This is a genomic window from Lentzea sp. NPDC059081 (assembly GCF_042738015.1).
Taxonomy (GTDB): Bacteria; Actinomycetota; Actinomycetes; order Mycobacteriales; family Pseudonocardiaceae; genus Lentzea.
On record NZ_JBHYGW010000005.1, the window covers coordinates 459968 to 476649 of the forward strand.

The window sequence follows — 16682 nt, forward strand, 5'->3', positions numbered from 1 at the left end:
CTCGACGCTGAGGAGTACGGATGACCGCGCTGCACGACGCCCCCACGGCGCTGGAGCGGCTGGACCGCCAGCCGTACACGTACGTCCGCCGTGAGCTGGTCGAACCCGACTGGCGACGCTTCCCCGGCTGGGCCCACGTGACCGAGGCGCAGTGGCGAGACGCCCAGTGGCAGCGGGTGAACTGCGTCAAGAACGTGAAGCAGCTCCGCAAGGTGGCGGGCGACCTGCTGACCGACAAGTTCTACGACGACCTCGCCGCCGACCAGTCGTCGTTCGCGACGATGTCGATGCTGATCCCGCCGCAGATGGTCAACACGATGGCGGTCGACGCCCCGCTGACCCCGGACGCGTTCACCGAGGCCTTCCTGGCCGACCCGGTGCGCCGCTACATGCTGCCGGTCGCCTCCGACCGCGACCCCCGCTGGCCGTCCCACCCGCACTCGCAGCGCGACTCGCTGCACGAGGCGGAGATGTGGGTCGTCGAGGGCCTGACCCACCGCTACCCCACCAAGGTGCTGGCGGAGATGGTCTCGACCTGCCCGCAGTACTGCGGCCACTGCACCCGCATGGACCTGGTCGGCAACTCGACGCCGCTGATCGACAAGCACAAGCTCTCGCTGAAGCCGGTCGACCGCCAGGACCAGATGATCGAGTACCTGAAGAAGACGCCCGGCGTCCGCGACGTGGTGGTCTCCGGCGGCGACGTGGCGAACGTGCCGTGGCCGCAGCTCGAGTCGTTCCTGATGCGCCTGCTGGACATCGAGACCGTCCGCGACGTCCGCCTGGCCACCAAGGCCCTCGCCGGCCTGCCGCAGCACTGGCTCCAGCCGCGCGTGGTCGAGGGCCTGGAACGCGTAGCTCGCACGGCCTCCCGCCGTGGCGTGAACCTGGCGATCCACACCCACGTGAACCACGCCCAGTCCGTGACGCCGCTCGTGGCCGAGGCCGCCCGCACCGCGCTGGAAGTCGGCGTGCGGGACGTGCGCAACCAGGGCGTGCTGATGAGGGGCGTCAACGCCTCGCCGGACGACCTGCTCGACCTTTGCTTTGCGCTGCAAGGGGAAGCGAACATCCTCCCCTACTACTTCTACATGTGCGACATGATCCCCAACGCCGAGCACTGGCGGGTGTCGGTGTGGGAGGCGCAGGAGCTCCAGCACTCGATCATGGGCTACCTGCCCGGGTACGCGACGCCGCGGATCGTGTGCGACGTGCCGTACGTGGGCAAGCGGTGGGTGCACCAGCTCGAGGAGTACGACCGCGAGCTGGGCATCTCCTACTGGACCAAGAACTACCGCACCGGGATCGAACTGGAGGACCCGGAGGCGTTGAACCGCCGCTACCCCTACTACGACCCGATCTCCACGCTCGGCGAGGCCGGTCGGAAGTGGTGGGCCGACCAGAGCTGACGAGCCACGATGGGGCCGCTTGTGGGAGAAGCGGCCCCATCCTCATGTCCTGCGGTGCGGCGGGTGCTCAGCCGGTGGCGCCGGCGGCCTGGATGATCAGGGCGGCGACCTCGTCCGGGTGGGACACCGCGACCGAGTGCGAGGCACCGCTGATCTCGACGACCTCGCGGGCGCCGGCGCGTTCCGCCATGAACCGCTGGGCTTCCACGGGGATGTTCTTGTCCGCGGCCGCGTTGACGAAGAACGACGGGATGCTTCGCCAAGCGGGTTCACCGGCTCCGGCGGCCAGGGCGGCGTCGCGCACCGGGCGTTGGCCGGCGGCGGCGAGTGCGGCCACCTCCTGGGGGACGTCGGCGGCGAACTGGGCGTGGAACTCCTCCTGCCGGATGCTCAGGTCGGTGGTGCCGTCGCCGAGCGGGGTGGCGTTCAGCGTGTCGCCCAGCGTGCTGCCGGGGAACCGGGTGGACAGGTCGAGTGCGCTCTCGCCCGCTTCCGGAGCGAAGGCGGCGATGTAGACGAGTGCTGTGACGTTGTCGTGGGCGGCGCCGGAGATCACCATGCCGCCGTAGGAGTGCCCGGCCAGCACCAATGAGCCGTCGATCCCGGCGATGACCTCGTTCAGGTAGTCGGTGTCGGTGTCGAGGCTCCGCAAGGGGTTCGCCACCGCGATCACCGGATATTCCCTGTCCTGCAAGTGCTTGATGACGCCGTTCCAGCTCGAGGCGTCGGCGAAGGCGCCGTGCACCAGCACCACGGTCGGCAACGGTTCGCTCATCCGCTCACTTCCTTGTGTCGTTCGGTCGGATCGTGCGCGGCGCGCGCTTGCGTGAGCCTGCCGCGCGGTCGTGTTCGGTCGCCACTCCGGGCAGCGCCCACCGGGGTCCAGTGCTGCTCGGTCACGGGATCAGCAGCAGCTTCCCGGTTGTCGCCCGCGACTCGATGTCCGCGTGGGCCCTCGCCGCGTCGGCCAGCGGGTAGCGGCCGCCGATCCGCACCACCAGCTCGCCCTTCTCCACCAGCGCGAACAGGTCGGCGGCGTGCCTGACGAGCTCCTCGCGGGTGCGGATGTGGTCGGGCAGCGTGCCGTAGGTGAGGCGCGTGCTGCGCGGGATCTCGTTCATCGCGATGGTCGGCACGTCGCCGATCAACGGCCCGTAGAACACCATCGTGCCGTGGGTTCGCAGCACCTGGAGCGATCCGGCGAACGTGGGGCCGCCCGCGCCGTCGAACACCGCGTGCACGCCCTCGCCGCCGGTCAGCCCCAGCACCGGCTCGACGAACGCGTCACCGGTGGAGACCAGGACGTGGTCGGCGCCCGCGGCGGCGGCGATCTCGACCTTCTCCTGCCGGGACACCAGGCCGATCACGGTGCCGCCCCGAGCCTTGACCAGCTGGGTCAGCAACAACCCGACTCCACCGGCGGCGGCGTGCACGAGCGTGACGTCCCCCGGCTGCACCGGGTGGCAGACGGTGCTGTGGTGGTGCGCGGTCAGGCCCTGCAACAGCACGGCTGCGGCCGTCTCGTCGTCGATGGCGTCGGGCACCGCGACGACGTTCGCCGCCGGGAGCACGATCTGCTCCGCATAGCTGGCGTGGGTGTCGATCGTCAGCCACGCGACACGGTCCCCCACGGCGAACTCGTCGACGCCCTCGCCCACCTCCGCCACCACGCCGGCGCCCTCCATGCCCGGCACCTCGGCCATCCGGCCCCGGCGGATGCCGACGTCGAAGAAGTTCACCCCCGCCACCCGGACGTCCACCAGGACTTCTCCGGGACCCGGACGAGGTGACGGCCGTTCCTGCAACCGCAACACGTCCGGTCCCCCTGCTTCGCTGATGATCACTGCTCTCATGCGGCCGACGCTAGGCAGCGAAAAATGTACCCGCAAGTACAGTCCGGCCCGGCGGGCGCCGTCAGTCGTGGAACACCTGCTGGCCGAGGACGCGGAGGAAGTCGAAGCTCTCCGCCGTGCTGGAACCGGGCTGCGGCCGGAAGATCACCAGCCGATGCCCGGTCGTGGTGCTGAGCACGATGTCGCACTGCACCTCCAGCCGGCCCGCCCGCGGGTGCAGGAGGACCTTGGGGGTGGAGCGCAGCGGCTGGACGTGCATGTCCTGCCAGTACCGGGCGAACTCGGCGCTGGCGTCGAGGAGGTCGCCGACCAGCCGCTGCGCGGTGCGGTCGGAACCGAGCCGCGCGGTGGCGGCGCGGAGGTCGGCCGTGTAGCCGCGGCCGATCTCCTCGTGTTTCTCGGGGATGTTGAGCGCCCGCGAGGCCGGATCGGTGAACCAGCGCCACGTGACGTTGGCGGCGTGGCCCTCCAGCCCGGTCCAGGAGCCGATGAGCGCGCGGCTCAACGGGTTCTGCGCCCGCACGGTGGTGAGGTCGTCGATGACGTGGGCGGGCACGGTGGTGAGCGCGTCCAGCAGGAACATCATCGACGGGTCGACGTAGCCGCCGTGCGCGGGGCGTGCGGGCGGCGGGTGGCCGGCCAGCCGGTAGAGGTAGTCGCGTTCGTCGACGGTCAGCCGCAGGGCGCGGGCGAGGTTGGCCAGCAGCGCCTCCGAGGGGTTCGAGCCGCGGGAGCGTTCCAGCCGCTCGTAGTAGTCCACGGAGAGGTTCGCCAGCATCGCCACCTCCTCCCGGCGCAGGCCCGGGGTGCGCCTGCGGCCGCCGGGAACGAGCCCGACGTCCTCCGGGCGCAACGCCTGCCGCCGGGCGCGCAGGAAGTCGCCGAGGTCGTTGTCCGCCATGAGCCGCCTTCCGCCGTGGGTCACTCCTGGATCGACGCCATCGCCGGGGGTGCGTAGCGCTGGCCGACGACCGCGTCGGCGGGGACGGCGTCGTCGATCTTCTTCAGGGCGGCCTGGTCGAGGTCGACGGCGGCCGCCGCGACGTTCTGCTCGAGGTACGTCCTGCGCTTGGTGCCGGGGATCGCCGTCACGTGGTCACCCTGGGCCAGGACCCACGCCAGCGCCAGCTGACCCGCGGTGACGCCCAGCTCGTCCGCGACGGCCCGGACGCGGTCCACCAGCCGCAGGTTCTGCCGGAGGTTGTCGCCGGCGAACCGCGGCGCGGTGCGGCGGAAGTCGTTCTCCGGCAGGTCCTCCACCCCGCGCAGGCCGCCGGTGAGCAGGCCGCGGCCGAGCGGCGAGTAGGCGACGAAGCCGATGCCCAGCTCCTCGACGGTGTCCAGCACGCCGTTGGCCTCGGCGGTGCGGGTGAACAGCGAGTACTCGGTCTGCACCGCGGAGAGGCGCGCGGTGGCGTGCGCGGCGCGGATCGCGTCCGGCAACGCCTCGCACAGGCCCAGGTACCGCACCTTGCCCGCGGTCACGAGCTCGCCGAGCGCCCCGAACGTCTCCTCGACGGGCACGCCGGGGTCGACCCGGTGCTGGTAGTAGAGGTCGATGTGGTCGGTGCCCAGGCGGCGCAACGACCCGTCGACCGCGGCGCGCAGGTACTCCGGCCGCCCGTTGGGCCCGCCGACGATCCGCCCGGCGTCGTCGAGGGTCAGCCCGCCGAACTTGGTGGCGACGACGACCTGGTCGCGGCGGCCGGCGAGGGCGCGGCCGAGGAGCTGCTCACCGCTGAACGGGCCGTACATGTCGGCGGTGTCGAACATCGTGACGCCGAGGTCGACGGCGCGGTGGACGGTCGCGACGGACTCGGCGTCGTCGGGCGTCCCGTACATCGCGGTCATGCCCATCGTGCCGAGGCCCTCGACGGAGGCCTCCAGTCCGCTGCCGCCGATGGCGTGCTGCCTCAAAGTCATCGTCTTTTCCTCGTCCCGCTTCGTTCCCGGGCGGCGTCCGGCCGCCCTCGCGGCACTCAGTCTGCTGACAACTCGGCGCGCCACCAGTGCCCTGCCGATCCCCGGTCCGGCAGGGCGACCCTCGGCCGCTCCGGCGAGCCCCTCACGCCCGTCCGGCGCCGAGGCTTCCCGCCGCGACCGGCTCCGTCAGCTTCGCCAGGCGCGCGACCATCTCCTCGATCGCGGTGTGCAACGGCGGCAAGGGGAACACGCCCTGCGTCACGCGGAGGCCGGTGATCGCGGCCAGTGTCAGCGCGGTGTCCAGCCGCGTGTCGGTGCTGTGCGACAGGCCGGCCGCGACGCACCGGTCGAGCACCTCCACCAGGGTGTCCAGCGCGGCCATCGCGTTGGGGTCCACCGCGTTGGCCGGCGTGAGGACCAGCTTGCGCCGCGCCGGATACGCGAGCCCCAGGTCCACGTACACCCAGTAGCGGGTGATCAGCTCGGCCCGCGGGTCGGTGATGCCCGCGGCGGCCGCGTTCGTCTGCTCGACGATGTGCGCGAACGAGATCTCGCGCAGGCGGGCGTGCAGCTCGGGCAGACCGGCGAAGTGCGGGTAGATCGCCGGGCCGGTGATGCCCGCCGCCCGTGCCACGCCGCGCAGCGTCAGCGCCTCGGGCGACCCCAGCTCGTCCAGGAGCTCCATGGCCGCCCGTTCGATCTCGGCGCGCAGCAGACCGCCCTCGCCCTTGCGGTTGGGCCGGCGGCGAGGGGTTTCTCCGCGCGTCATGCCGGCGATCGTACCCAGTTCGCCGATCCGCTCATCTGACGTGGCACACATCACTATGCAGCCGCATAGTGATGTGCGGCATGCTGGGCGGCATGACGACTGTCGACCGACCCGCTTACTTCGACGGGTTCATGGCACCGGTGCCGGACGAGATCGAGGACTTCGGCCTGGAGGTGACCGGAACGCTGCCTTCCGAGCTGTCCGGGCGCTACTTCCGCAACGGCGCGAACCCGTTGCCCGGCACCGATCCCGGCCACAACTTCGCCGGTCAGGGGATGCTGCACGGCATCCGGCTGGAGAACGGGCGGGCCGGGTGGTACCGCAACCGGTGGGTGCGCACGCCGATGCTGCAGGGCGTGCGCCCGGACATGGCGAACCCCGCCGGTCCGAACGGAGTGCTGCGCAACAACACGTCGAACACGAGCGTGCTGCACCACAACGGGCGCATCCTGTCGTTGGTGGAGAACGGTTTCCCGATCGAGATGACCGCCGAGCTCGACACCGTCGGGCCGTTCGACTTCGGCGGCAGGCTGAAGACCGCGATGACCGCGCACCCGAAGGCCGACCCGAAGACCGGCGAGCTGCACTTCTTCGGCTACGGCGTGCGGCCGCCGTTCCTGACCTACCACGTCGCCACCGCGGACAGCGAGATCGTGCACACCGCCGAGATCGAGGTTCCCGCGCCGACGATGATGCACGACTTCGCGATCACCGAGCACCACGTCGTGTGGCTGGACCTGCCGGTCGTGTTCGACGTGGAGCTCACGCGCGAACCCGGCCTGCCGTACCGGTGGAGCGACCAGCACAGGCCGCGCATCGGGGTCATGCCGCGCCGTGGCCGCAACGCCGACGTGCGGTGGTTCGACGTCGAGCCCGGTTACGCCTTCCACGTGGGCAACGCCTTCGAGGACGCGCAAGGGCGCGTGGTGATCGACGCGGTGGCCTACGACGCGACCGGGTTCACCCGGATCTGGTCGGGACTCGGCGGGTACGCCGACCTGTCGACCGCGCTGGCGTCCACGCCCTCCGTCGGCGGCAACATCTACCGCTGGACCATCGACCCGCGGCTCGGCACGGTCCACGAGGGCGCGGTCGACGACCTGCCGGTGGAGTTCCCGACCGTCAACGACAACCACGCCGGGCTTGGCCACCGCTTCGTGTACGCGGTCAGCGCACCGCTGCTGCGCGACTCCGTCCGGCCCGCGATCGTCAAGTACGACACCACGACCGGCGCACGGCACGAGCACGTGCTGCCCGACGGCTGGCACGCCGGCGAGGCCGAGTTCGTCCCGGCGGCGGACGACGACGGCGAGGACAGCGGTTGGCTGCTGTCGATCACCAGCAGCGAGCACGCCGCCGAGCTGCTGGTCCTGGACGCCTCCGACGTGGCGGCCGGGCCGGTCGCGTCCGTCCGGTTGCCGCGCCGGGTGCCGATGGGGTTCCACGGCGCGTGGATCGCGGACCTCGCCTGACGCGTCAAGGCCAGACCCCTCGCTCACACCGTGATGACGACCTTCCCGCTCGCATGGCCGAGTTCGAGGTACCTGATGGCCTCGGCCGCGTCGCTCAACGGGAAGGTCCGGTCGATGACCGGCGTGATCCTCCCGGACTCGGCCAGCTCCCTCAGCGTCGCCAGCTTCTCGGCGCCCGGCGCCGCCAGCGGTGCGACCACCCGGTGCCGGACGAACCGCGCCAGCACCTGTCCCCGGACGGTCAGGCCCATCGGGCCGACGAGGCTGCCGCCCCGGGAGGAGCCACCTCCCGACAGCACAAGGGTTCCACGAGGTGTCAGCACGCGTCGGCAGTCGGTCAGCGACCGGTTGCCGACCAGGTCCAGCACGACGTCGTGGCGCCGGCCGCAACGGGAGAAGTCCTCGCGGGTGTGGTCGATGACGTGGTCGGCGCCGATCGACTCGAGCAGTTCGACGTTCGCGGTGCTGCACACGGCGGTCACGTCCGCGCCCAAGGTCTTCGCGAGCTGGACCGCGAAGGTGCCCACGCCGCCGGAGGCTCCGTTGACCAGGATCCGTTGCCCCGGCTCCACTTCGGCTGCGTCGCGCAGGCAGGTGAGGGCGGTGGTCGCGGCCAGCGGTAGCGCGGCCGCCTGCTCGAAGGTCAGGGTGGCCGGTTTCGCCTCGATCATGGTGGCGGGCAAGGACACGTACTCGGCGAACGCACCGTTGGCGGCGCCCAGGTCGCCGAACACCTCGTCGCCTCGGCGCCAGCTGGTCACCGCTGTGCCGACCGAGTCGACGCGGCCCGCGAAGTCGCGGCCGCGGATCCTCCGCCGGGGACGACCGAGGCCGAACACCAGGCGCGACAGGTACGGGTCGCCGCGCATCACGTGCCAGTCATAGGGATTGACCGAGGCCGCGTGCACTCGGACCACCACCTCGTCGTCTGCGGCAGTGGGTGTCTCGACCTCCTCGAACCGCAACGCGTCCGGGGAACCGTAGTAGTCCTGCACGATCGCTTTCACGGGGTCTCCTCGGCGTGGAAGCCGGCTTGCTGCAAGTCATGCCGGCACAGCATGTCTTCGTACGCCGGGGAACCGCGTCGGACGGACGACGACATCGGAGCTGCTCCCCCTGCGGTAGAACGGGAACGCGGCTACCCCGGCGGGAGTAGCCGCACCACCTCCGTCGGGCAGACCCGGTCCGCGGGTCGCTCGCTTACAGTGCTGACATGACCTGGTCCAGTCGGCACCACCAGGCCGGGCCAGGGCTCGCGGTGCTGACCGCGGTGCTCCAGGCGGCGGGAACCGCGATCGCCACCCGCGGACAGCCGTCCGGCGTGGGGCTCCTGGGGTACGGGCTCCTCGTGTTCAGCGCGCTGGCGTTGGCGGACCGGCACCGGTTCCCGCGGCGGAACTTCGTCATCGTGGCCGCCGCGACCCTCGCCTACCACGCGCTGGGCCATCCGCCGGGGCTGATGTTCATCGCGCCGATGATCGGTGCCTCGGCCGCCATCGCCGCCGGGTACCGCCCGCTGGTCTGGACGGTGGCGGCCGCGTCCTGCGCGCTCTGGGCGGTGGCCACCGGTGCCACCGCGAACCAGACGGTGACGGCGGCCGCGTTCGTCGCCGGCGGGTGCGCTCTCACCGAACTGGCCACCGCCGCGGCCGGTCCGGTCCGCAGGGCGTTCGCCGAGCAGCGGCGGCTGGCCGAGGAGCGGAAACTCAGGCAGGCCGGCGAGGAACGCTTGCGGATCGCCGCCGAACTGCACGACGTCCTGGGCCACCACCTCTCCCTCATCAACATCCGGGCGGGGGTGGGACTGCACCTGATGGACCGCGAACCCGAGCAGGCCAGGGCGGCGCTCACCACGATCCAGCAGGCCAGTGCCGAGGCGCTGCACGAAGTCCAGGCGGTGCTCACCACGCTCCACCCGGCCGGCGCCACGGCACCGCGTGCACCGGCGCCGGGACTGGAGCAGCTGGACGGGCTGACCGCCGACGCCGGTCTGCCGGTCCGGACCGCGGTCAGCGGTGCGCCCCGGCCGCTGCCCGCCGGGGTCGGCCGGGCGGCGTACCGGATCGTCCAGGAGGCGTTGACCAACGTCCGCCGGCACGCCGCACGGGGCGCGTCCGCCACGATCACCCTCGAGTACCGGCCGGACGAGCTGGTGGTCCGGGTCGACGACGACGGTGGAGCAGCAGGCTCGGAGGCGGCGCCCGCTCCGGCGGGCAACGGGATCACCGGCATGCGCGAACGCGCCGCGGCGCTCGGCGGCCGGGTGTCGGCCGGGCCGTCACCCGACGGCGGGTGGCGCGTCCGGGCCTGCCTGCCCCTGGGCGGCACGGAGCCCACGCCGTGATCCGCGTCCTCCTCGCCGACGACCAGGCGTTGGTGCGCGCCGGTTTCCGGGCGCTGCTGGACGCCGAACCGGACATCGAGGTCGTCGGCGAGGCGGGCGACGGCGCGCACGCGGTGCGGCTGGCCGGGCAGACCCGTCCCGACGTGGTCCTGATGGACATCCGGATGCCCGGTGTGGACGGGCTGACCGCCACCCGGCAGATCGCCGGCGACCCGGCGCTGTCCGGGGTCAGGGTCGTCGTGCTCACCACGTTCGAGCTGGACGAGTACGTCGGGGAGGCGCTGCGCGGCGGCGCCGCCGGGTTCCTCGTGAAGAACACCCTGCCCGACGAGCTCATCCGCGGTGTGCGGGTCGTGGCCGCCGGCGACGGCCTGCTGTCGCCCGGCATCACCCGCAGGGTGATCGAGCAGTTCGCGGCGCGGACCGCCGCCCCCGCGGCGCCGCGGCTGCTGGCGGAGCTCACCGCACGGGAACGGGAGGTGGTCGCGCTGGTGGGCACCGGCCTGTCCAACGACGAGATCGCCGCCCGGCTGGTGGTCAGCCCCGCCACGGCCAAGACCCACGTGTCCAGGGCGATGGTCAAGCTCGGCGCCAGGGACCGCGCCCAGCTCGTGGTGTTCGCCTACGAGGCCGGCCTGGTCCGCCCAGGCCGGCTGCCGTGACCGCGGCTGCTCAGAAGCCGGGGAACACGCGGCGCAGGTCGTCGAGCGTCACGCTGCCCTCGACGGCGACCGCCTTGTCGTGGGGCGCCTTGAGACGGCCGTTGAGCAGGCGGACGAACGCCTCCTGCGGTCCGTCGAACGTCGCGGACGGTGCCTCGAGGTGGTCCACCACGGTCACCGCGTCGTCGATCACCAGCCCGGCACCGGGGATCGCGACGGACACCGGCGCCGCGAGCTCGGCCGGCTTCGCGAGGAAGCCGAGCATGAAGCCCAGCGGCCCGCTCAGGAGGTCGACGAGCACCGCGGCCGAGTCCGCGTCCACCCCGGCGTCCTGGTCGAACGCCACCCGCACGTCCCACGAGTGGTTGGCCACCTCGTTGAGGCGCATGCCCAGTGCGGTCAGCAGCGGAACGGGCTCCGGCAGGAAGCCGAGGTCGACGGTCAGCGACGAGCGCTGCTCGGGCGTGAGCGCCTCGACCATCTCGACCCAGCGCCCGTTGGTCTCGACGAACCCCTCGGCCTGCGCACGCGGCGCGGACGCGTCCCAGCGGGCCCAGATGGTCTGGTTGTCCTCGGCCTCCACGGTGTCCCCGGCGGCACTGGCGATCGGCGCGCGGCCGATCTCCGCGCCGCTGCCGAGGTGCGACAGGGCCTGGGCGACGGTCCACTCCGAGGCGCCGCTGGTGAGGGCGAGCTGGTCGTCGGTGAGGGTGCGGACGAGGCCGGCGAGCACGTCGTGCTCGGCCCGCAGGACGGCGATCGTGCGGTCCACGAGTTGACTCATACCTCCCCCAACTCCCGGACCGCCGCGGGTGTTCCGACCGTTCGGCACCAAGTCGTCCCGGCCGCGCGCCCGCCGGGACCGGCCGAGCACGCCTCGTCGAGGGACGCGCGGACCCGACACCCTGCTCTCGCGCTCGGGCCGGGCCACGGTGTGCACGAACGCGCTCAGAGCATCGAGTTGCCGCTGACGGTCCGGTCCGCCTCGACGTAGGGCTGGACGACGTCCCAGTGCTCGACGATGCGCCCGTTCTCGAAGCGGAAGACGTCGACGATCGCCGCGTCGCCGTCCGGGTGCCAGCCGCTCACCCGGCTGTGCGCGATCACGAAGTCGCCGTCCTCGAACACCCGCACGGGGTTCCAGCTGAACCCCTCCAGCGCCGGCACGGCGGCGCGCAGCCCGTCCAGGCCGTTGGGCAGGTTGGGGCTGTGCTGGACGTACGGCTCGGCCCAGTACCGGTCGAGCGCCGTCACGTCCTTGTCGTGGAACAGCTCCCGCATGGCCGTGAGCAGGATTTCCTTGTTGGACATCGCAGATCTCCCTGAGGTCGACGCGCCGCCGGTGGTGACGACGAACGTCATGCGGGGTGTCGGTCTCGTACGTCAGCCGCGCCCGCAGCGCGGGGTGGCTGAGTGAGTTGAACTCTCAACTCACTATAGTCGGACGGGTTCGTCGTTCGGCAACCCTGGGAGTGGATGACCCCGTGGCTGATCTCGCGTCGCCGCGACCAGGCGGGAAGGGGCGGACCCGCCGGTCCGCCGAGGCTGCCACGCCACCGGTGACGCGGGAGGACTGGCAGTCGCTGGTGATCCTCGCGCACCTCGTCGAGGCGGAGCTCGAGCGCAAGACGCAGCTCGACGGCGGAATCCCGCACAGCCACTTCAAGATCCTCGCCCTGCTCGCGGGCGCCGACCGGCACACGATGGGGCTCAGCAAGCTGAGCGGGGCGTTGCGGTTCCACAAGAGCCGTCTCTCCCACGCGCTGCGCGCCCTCGAGACCGCCGGGCTGCTGCGCCGCGAGGACACCCCGGAGAAGGGCCGCGCCTACCAGGCCGTGCTCACCCCGCGCGGTCTCGACCTCGTCGACCGGGTGCTGCCGGCGCAGGACGCCTTCGCCCGCGACACGGTGCTGGCCGGCCTCACCTGGACGGAGATCCGGCAGCTGCGGACCGTCGCGGAGAAGATCATCGCCAACCTGGACGGCTGACCTGTCAGCGCCCGCGGGGTGACGAGCGACGAAGCCAGGCTTCGGGATGCCGCAGCCACCGGTTGCGCTCGGCACATCGACGGGCCGTCTCGACGACGCCCGCGATGGCGGGCGACGGGTCGTGCGCGGGCCACAACACGGAGAGCTCCGCCATGATCGGCGGTTCCACGACCTCGCGGAGGACGATGCCGGGGCTGTTCCTGGCGGCGTGCTCGGCGAACGACGCCGGAGCCAGGCTGACCTCGGGCCCGCTGGAGAGCCGGGCGAGCGTGGCGTTCACCGGTGGTTCGTCGAACGCCCAGACCGTCGGCGTGAAGCCGGCTTCCTGGCACGCGGCGACGATGCCGTCGTAGTAGGCCGGTGCGAGACGGCGGGCGAACAGCAGCAACGTCTCGTCGCGCAGCAGTGTCACCGGGATCCTCGGCGCGTCGGCAAGCCGGTGGCGAGCGCTCAGGACCGCCGTCACCCGCTCCCGCCGGAGGACCTCGCTCTTCACCCCTTCGAGAGACTGCGGGGAGAGGGCGAGACCGATGTCCAGGTCGCCGGCGCGGAGCCGTTCGGGGATCTCGGCGCTGAAGTGCTCCCGTGCGTCGATCACGAACCCGGGGTGCTCTTCTCGGAGAGCCTCCAGGAGCGCCGTGAGCGTGCCGAGGCCCGTCACAGGCGTGTATCCCAACCGGATCGTCGCCGTGATCCCCGCTCCCGCCTGACGGGTGAGCTGCACGGCCTGGTCCAACGCCGCCAACGCGTTCGGAGCTTCACGGGCCAACGTCCGGCCCGCCGCGGTGAGCTGCACGCTGCGGCTCGACCGCACGAACAGCGGGGTTCCCAGTTCCTCTTCGAGCTTGCGGATCTGGTGGCTCAAGGACGGCTGGGCGATGTAGAGCCGTGCGGCTGCGCGGCCGAAGTGCAGTTCCTCGGCCACGGCGACGAAGTAGCGGAGGACGCGAGGAGTGATATCGATAGACGAATCCTACCGCTGGGCGGCCGGACAGGTCTTGGCTGCCGGCCGCTTGATCGTCGTAGGCTCGGCGCACGGCGGAAGACCTTCCGCGTCGTTCCGCCGGAGCCGGTCCCCCGTTCGCGTGACAGGCCGCCTCCACTTTCCACCTCAGCAGGGAGAACCATGGACATCACCGTGCTCGGACGAGGCAACATCGGCGGCGGACTGGCCGACCTGTGGGAACGCTCCGGGCACCGCGTGACGCGGCTCGGGCGTGACGGCGGCGACGTCAGCGGCGCGGAGGTCGTGCTGCTCGCCGTTCCCGGGGACGCCGTGGAGAAGGCACTGTCCTCTGTGGCCGGACTCGCGGGCAAGACGGTGGTCGACGCCACGAACCTCTACGGCGGCGCCCGCCCCGCGGACGGGTTCTCCTCCAACGCCGAGTACGTGAAGTCGGTGACGGGAGGGCCGACCGCCAAGGCGTTCAACACCAACTTCGCCACCCTCTTCGGTCAGGTCGCCGGCGCCAGGGCCCGGCCGGGCAACCTGTGGTCCGGTGACGACGAGGCCGGGGACGTCGTCAGCCGGCTCAGCCTCGACGCGGGGTACGAGGCGGTGCGGCTGGGTAACCTCGGCATGGCCGCCACGCAGGAGGGCCTGGCCGGGGTGATGTTCTCGATCGCGCAGTCCGGGCTCGGCGAGTTCGTCTACCGGATGGCACCGCCCGGACAGCTCTGACCCGTCGCATGGCGCGCGCCACAGCGGCTTGACCATGCCGTTGCGGCACGGCCTTACCTGGACTCGACCACGAGACGCAGGAGGCGACATGAACCCGGCCGGTCCGGCAGGCGAAGCTCGAGCCGTTCGCACGTCCGGTTCGAGGCGGCCGGCACCGCTCGACCAGATCGGCGGCCCGGCCGGGTTCGTGTACTCCGCCATCCCCGTCGCGGTGTTCGTGGCGGCCAACGCGTTCCTGCCGCTGACGGCGACGATCGTCGTGTCCGTCGCCGTGGGACTGGCCATCGCCGGCTACCGGCTGCTGCGCGGCGAGCGGTTCGCACCGGCCGCGGGCGGGCTGCTCGGGCTCGCCGTCGCCATCGGCGTCGTCAGCCTGACCGGGTCGGCCCGGGACTTCTTCGTCATCGGCATCTGGGCCTACCTGGCGGTGTTCGTCCTCACGCTCGGCTCGGTGCTGGTGCGCAGGCCGCTGACCGGTGTCGCGTGGAACCTCGCGCACGGCGGCGAGCACGCCTGGCGGACCGAGCGCCGCGTGCTGCGCGCCCACGACGTCGCCACCCTCGCCGTCGCCGCGGTTTCCGGGGCCCGGTTCGCCGTGCAGCAGTGGCTCTACGTCAGCGACGAGACGGGCTGGCTGGGTATCGCCCGGATCGCGATGGGCTGGCCGCTGACCGTCCTGGCCGCGCTGATCGTCTTCTGGGCGTGGCGACGCGGCACCCGGCTGCTTCCCGTCACCTCCCCTGATCAGGAGTGAGCCACCGATCGGGAATGAGCCACTGATCGGCCGCGAAGGCGCCGAGCACGAGCTCCATTCGAGACGGAGACTTCGCGCCAGTGGGCCGAACAGCCCACCAGGCACCGGAAACACGGTCGCATACTGAAAAGATGATCGGCGAAGTCTCCAGCCCGTCAGACATCCTGCTCCACCGCATCCGGCGCGGGATCATCGGCGACAACGAGGTGCTCGACGGTCCCTACGGGCCGAGGAGGATCGTTTACGCCGACTACACGGCGTCGGGCAGGGCGCTGGACTTCGTCGAGGACTTCATCCGTGCGCAGGTCCTGCCCTGGTACGCCAACACCCACACCGAGAGTTCCGGCACCGGCCGGTACACGATGTGGTTGCGGGAGCAGGCGCGCAGGCTCATCCGCGACTCGGTCGGGGGCACGGAGGACGACCTGGTGATCTTCTGCGGGTCCGGTGCCACGGCCGCGGTCACCAAGCTCATCGGTATCCTGGAGATCCGGCTGCCCGCCGGGCTCGACCGGAAGCATTCCCTGGCGAAGCACATTCCCCGTGCGGAGCGGCCCGTCGTGTTCGTCGGGCCCTACGAACACCACTCCAACGAGCTGCCGTGGCGTGAGTCCATTGCGGACGTCGTGGTCATCGGGGAGGACGACTGCGGGCAGGTCGACCTCGCCGAGCTGCGCGAGCAACTGGTGCGGTACGCCGATCGGCCGCTGCGGATCGGCAGTTTCTCGGCCGCGTCCAACGTGACCGGCGTGCTGAGCGACACCGACCGCATCGCCGCGTTGTTGCACGAGCACGGCGCTTTGTCCTTGTGGGACTACGCGGCGGCCGGGCCGCACGTGCCCGTTCGCATGAAGGAGAGCGCGCCGGGGTCTGGCGACCACAAGGACGCGATTTTCTTGTCACCGCACAAGTTCGTCGGCGGTCCGCAGACGCCGGGTGTGCTGGTGGTGCGTCAGGAGCTGGTCGCCAACGAGGTTCCCACGGTGCCCGGTGGTGGCACGGTGGCGTACGTCGGCCCGGAGGGACACCGTTACCTAGACGACGTGGTGGCCAGGGAGGAAGGGGGCACGCCGGCGATCGTCGAGTCCGTTCGCGCGGGCCTGGTGTTCGCGCTCAAGGACGCCGTGGGGACCGACGTGATCCAGGCGAGCGAGGAGCGGCTGTGGCAGCACGTCCTCGCCTCGTGGCGGGAGGATCCCGGCATCGAGATCCTCGGCGACCACCGGGCCGACTGGTTGTCGATCGTGTCGTTCCGCGTCCGGAGCGGGGACCGGTTCCTGCACCACGACTTCGTGGTCGCCGTGCTCAACGACCTGTTCGGCGTCCAGTCCCGCGGCGGCTGCTCGTGCGCGGGTCCGTACGGGCACCGGTTGCTCCACATCGACGCCGAGCAGTCCGACCGCTTCCGGTGCACCATCGCGGCCGGGTGCCACGGGATCAAGCCGGGCTGGGTGCGGCTCAACTTCAGCTACTTCATCACCGACGCCGTCCGCGACTACCTCGTCGAGGCCGTGCGGCTGGTCGCGGCCCACGGCCACCGGCTGCTGCCCGACTACGCCTTCGACCCCGGCACCGGGCTGTGGCGTCATCGCGACACCGCGATGTTCTCCACGACCTTGCCCGATCTGCGCGCCGCGGTGACCACGCACGCGCGGGTGTCAGCGCGTCGGGGTGACGACACGGCCCTGGCGACGCAGCTCGAGGACGCCCGACGTCTGCTCATGGCCCGCCAGGAGGTGACCGAGGACGGGCCTACCTGCCTGCCGGACGACGTCGAGGCGCTGCGCTGGTTCGTCCTGCCGCCGGTCTGCCTGGAGCCCTGACCGG

Annotated in this window: 17 protein-coding genes; 8 read left to right on the plus strand and 9 right to left on the minus strand. The window is 71.7% G+C overall.

What is annotated here, in order from left to right; all coding sequences use genetic code 11:
• The first annotated feature begins 20 nt into the window (after nt 1-20).
• Nucleotides 21-1409, plus strand: a complete 1389-nt coding sequence (locus tag ACFWV3_RS15195) for a KamA family radical SAM protein (protein WP_382411759.1) — start codon at nt 21-23, stop codon at nt 1407-1409.
• Nucleotides 1410-1476: 67 nt separating this feature from the next.
• Here the strand turns inward: ACFWV3_RS15195 and ACFWV3_RS15200 are convergent, their stop codons facing one another.
• From ACFWV3_RS15200 to ACFWV3_RS15220, 5 genes are all read right to left on the minus strand, one after another.
• Nucleotides 1477-2184 (minus strand): alpha/beta fold hydrolase, encoded by a 708-nt coding sequence (locus tag ACFWV3_RS15200; protein WP_382411761.1) that lies wholly within the window; start codon nt 2182-2184, stop codon nt 1477-1479.
• Between the two features lie 121 nt (nt 2185-2305).
• Complete coding sequence (locus ACFWV3_RS15205) at nt 2306-3262, minus strand: quinone oxidoreductase family protein (RefSeq protein ID WP_382411763.1); 957 nt, start codon at nt 3260-3262, stop codon at nt 2306-2308.
• Between the two features lie 61 nt (nt 3263-3323).
• The gene (locus tag ACFWV3_RS15210; protein ID WP_382411765.1) at nt 3324-4163 is read right to left on the minus strand and encodes a helix-turn-helix transcriptional regulator; all 840 of its coding nucleotides are present in this window, start codon (nt 4161-4163) and stop codon (nt 3324-3326) included.
• Nucleotides 4164-4183: 20 nt separating this feature from the next.
• Nucleotides 4184-5185, minus strand: a complete 1002-nt coding sequence (locus ACFWV3_RS15215; RefSeq protein WP_382411766.1) for an aldo/keto reductase — start codon at nt 5183-5185, stop codon at nt 4184-4186.
• Between the two features lie 142 nt (nt 5186-5327).
• On the minus strand, nt 5328-5954 hold the full coding sequence (locus ACFWV3_RS15220) for a TetR/AcrR family transcriptional regulator (RefSeq protein WP_382411767.1): 627 nt from the start codon (nt 5952-5954) through the stop codon (nt 5328-5330).
• Between the two features lie 92 nt (nt 5955-6046).
• Here ACFWV3_RS15220 and ACFWV3_RS15225 point away from each other — a divergent pair, with 92 nt between their 5' ends.
• Nucleotides 6047-7426 carry a carotenoid oxygenase family protein gene (locus tag ACFWV3_RS15225; RefSeq protein WP_382411769.1) on the plus strand — a complete coding sequence of 460 codons (1380 nt, stop codon included), beginning with the start codon at nt 6047-6049 and terminating at the stop codon, nt 7424-7426.
• Nucleotides 7427-7449: 23 nt separating this feature from the next.
• Here ACFWV3_RS15225 and ACFWV3_RS15230 read toward each other — a convergent pair whose 3' ends face one another.
• On the minus strand, nt 7450-8433 hold the full coding sequence (locus ACFWV3_RS15230; protein ID WP_382411770.1) for an NAD(P)-dependent alcohol dehydrogenase: 984 nt from the start codon (nt 8431-8433) through the stop codon (nt 7450-7452).
• A gap of 206 nt (nt 8434-8639) precedes the next feature.
• Here ACFWV3_RS15230 and ACFWV3_RS15235 point away from each other — a divergent pair, with 206 nt between their 5' ends.
• On the plus strand, nt 8640-9770 hold the full coding sequence (locus tag ACFWV3_RS15235; protein ID WP_382411771.1) for a sensor histidine kinase: 1131 nt from the start codon (nt 8640-8642) through the stop codon (nt 9768-9770).
• Entirely contained in the window at nt 9767-10432 is a 666-nt protein-coding gene (locus ACFWV3_RS15240; RefSeq protein WP_382411773.1) for a response regulator, read from the plus strand. Before ACFWV3_RS15235 ends, ACFWV3_RS15240 begins: the two co-directional genes overlap by 4 nt.
• A gap of 10 nt (nt 10433-10442) precedes the next feature.
• On the opposite strand, the gene ACFWV3_RS15245 is transcribed toward ACFWV3_RS15240, so the two are convergent.
• Nucleotides 10443-11216: a maleylpyruvate isomerase family mycothiol-dependent enzyme gene (locus ACFWV3_RS15245; protein ID WP_382411775.1), complete on the minus strand. Its 774-nt coding sequence runs from the start codon at nt 11214-11216 to the stop codon at nt 10443-10445.
• A 164-nt stretch (nt 11217-11380) separates the two neighbouring features.
• On the minus strand, nt 11381-11743 hold the full coding sequence (locus ACFWV3_RS15250) for a nuclear transport factor 2 family protein (RefSeq protein ID WP_382411776.1): 363 nt from the start codon (nt 11741-11743) through the stop codon (nt 11381-11383).
• Between the two features lie 173 nt (nt 11744-11916).
• Between ACFWV3_RS15250 and ACFWV3_RS15255 the strand changes: the two genes are divergently transcribed.
• The gene (locus tag ACFWV3_RS15255) at nt 11917-12420 is read left to right on the plus strand and encodes a MarR family winged helix-turn-helix transcriptional regulator (protein ID WP_382411778.1); all 504 of its coding nucleotides are present in this window, start codon (nt 11917-11919) and stop codon (nt 12418-12420) included.
• A 4-nt stretch (nt 12421-12424) separates the two neighbouring features.
• Here the strand turns inward: ACFWV3_RS15255 and ACFWV3_RS15260 are convergent, their stop codons facing one another.
• Nucleotides 12425-13384, minus strand: coding sequence for a LysR substrate-binding domain-containing protein (locus ACFWV3_RS15260; RefSeq protein ID WP_382411821.1), 960 nt, complete (start codon nt 13382-13384; stop codon nt 12425-12427).
• A 162-nt stretch (nt 13385-13546) separates the two neighbouring features.
• Between ACFWV3_RS15260 and ACFWV3_RS15265 the strand changes: the two genes are divergently transcribed.
• From ACFWV3_RS15265 to ACFWV3_RS15275, 3 genes are all read left to right on the plus strand, one after another.
• A complete protein-coding gene (locus ACFWV3_RS15265; protein WP_382411780.1) occupies nt 13547-14101 on the plus strand; it encodes an NADPH-dependent F420 reductase in 555 nt (184 codons plus the stop codon).
• A gap of 88 nt (nt 14102-14189) precedes the next feature.
• The gene (locus tag ACFWV3_RS15270) at nt 14190-14855 is read left to right on the plus strand and encodes a DUF3159 domain-containing protein (RefSeq protein ID WP_382411781.1); all 666 of its coding nucleotides are present in this window, start codon (nt 14190-14192) and stop codon (nt 14853-14855) included.
• Between the two features lie 131 nt (nt 14856-14986).
• Nucleotides 14987-16678, plus strand: coding sequence for an aminotransferase class V-fold PLP-dependent enzyme (locus tag ACFWV3_RS15275; RefSeq protein WP_382411782.1), 1692 nt, complete (start codon nt 14987-14989; stop codon nt 16676-16678).
• Nucleotides 16679-16682: the final 4 nt, after the last annotated feature.

Excerpts from the sequence above, each read along its gene's own strand:
- ACFWV3_RS15195 (WP_382411759.1), top strand. The coding sequence starts at position 21 with ATGACCGCGCTGCACGACGCCCCCACGGCGCTGGAGCGGCTGGACCGC.
- ACFWV3_RS15200 (WP_382411761.1), bottom strand. The coding sequence starts at position 2,184 with ATGAGCGAACCGTTGCCGACCGTGGTGCTGGTGCACGGCGCCTTCGCC.
- ACFWV3_RS15205 (WP_382411763.1), bottom strand. The coding sequence starts at position 3,262 with ATGAGAGCAGTGATCATCAGCGAAGCAGGGGGACCGGACGTGTTGCGG.
- ACFWV3_RS15210 (WP_382411765.1), bottom strand. The coding sequence starts at position 4,163 with ATGGCGGACAACGACCTCGGCGACTTCCTGCGCGCCCGGCGGCAGGCG.
- ACFWV3_RS15215 (WP_382411766.1), bottom strand. The coding sequence starts at position 5,185 with ATGACTTTGAGGCAGCACGCCATCGGCGGCAGCGGACTGGAGGCCTCC.
- ACFWV3_RS15220 (WP_382411767.1), bottom strand. The coding sequence starts at position 5,954 with ATGACGCGCGGAGAAACCCCTCGCCGCCGGCCCAACCGCAAGGGCGAG.
- ACFWV3_RS15225 (WP_382411769.1), top strand. The coding sequence starts at position 6,047 with ATGACGACTGTCGACCGACCCGCTTACTTCGACGGGTTCATGGCACCG.
- ACFWV3_RS15235 (WP_382411771.1), top strand. The coding sequence starts at position 8,640 with ATGACCTGGTCCAGTCGGCACCACCAGGCCGGGCCAGGGCTCGCGGTG.
- ACFWV3_RS15245 (WP_382411775.1), bottom strand. The coding sequence starts at position 11,216 with ATGAGTCAACTCGTGGACCGCACGATCGCCGTCCTGCGGGCCGAGCAC.
- ACFWV3_RS15250 (WP_382411776.1), bottom strand. The coding sequence starts at position 11,743 with ATGTCCAACAAGGAAATCCTGCTCACGGCCATGCGGGAGCTGTTCCAC.
- ACFWV3_RS15265 (WP_382411780.1), top strand. The coding sequence starts at position 13,547 with ATGGACATCACCGTGCTCGGACGAGGCAACATCGGCGGCGGACTGGCC.
- ACFWV3_RS15270 (WP_382411781.1), top strand. The coding sequence starts at position 14,190 with ATGAACCCGGCCGGTCCGGCAGGCGAAGCTCGAGCCGTTCGCACGTCC.
- ACFWV3_RS15275 (WP_382411782.1), top strand. The coding sequence starts at position 14,987 with ATGATCGGCGAAGTCTCCAGCCCGTCAGACATCCTGCTCCACCGCATC.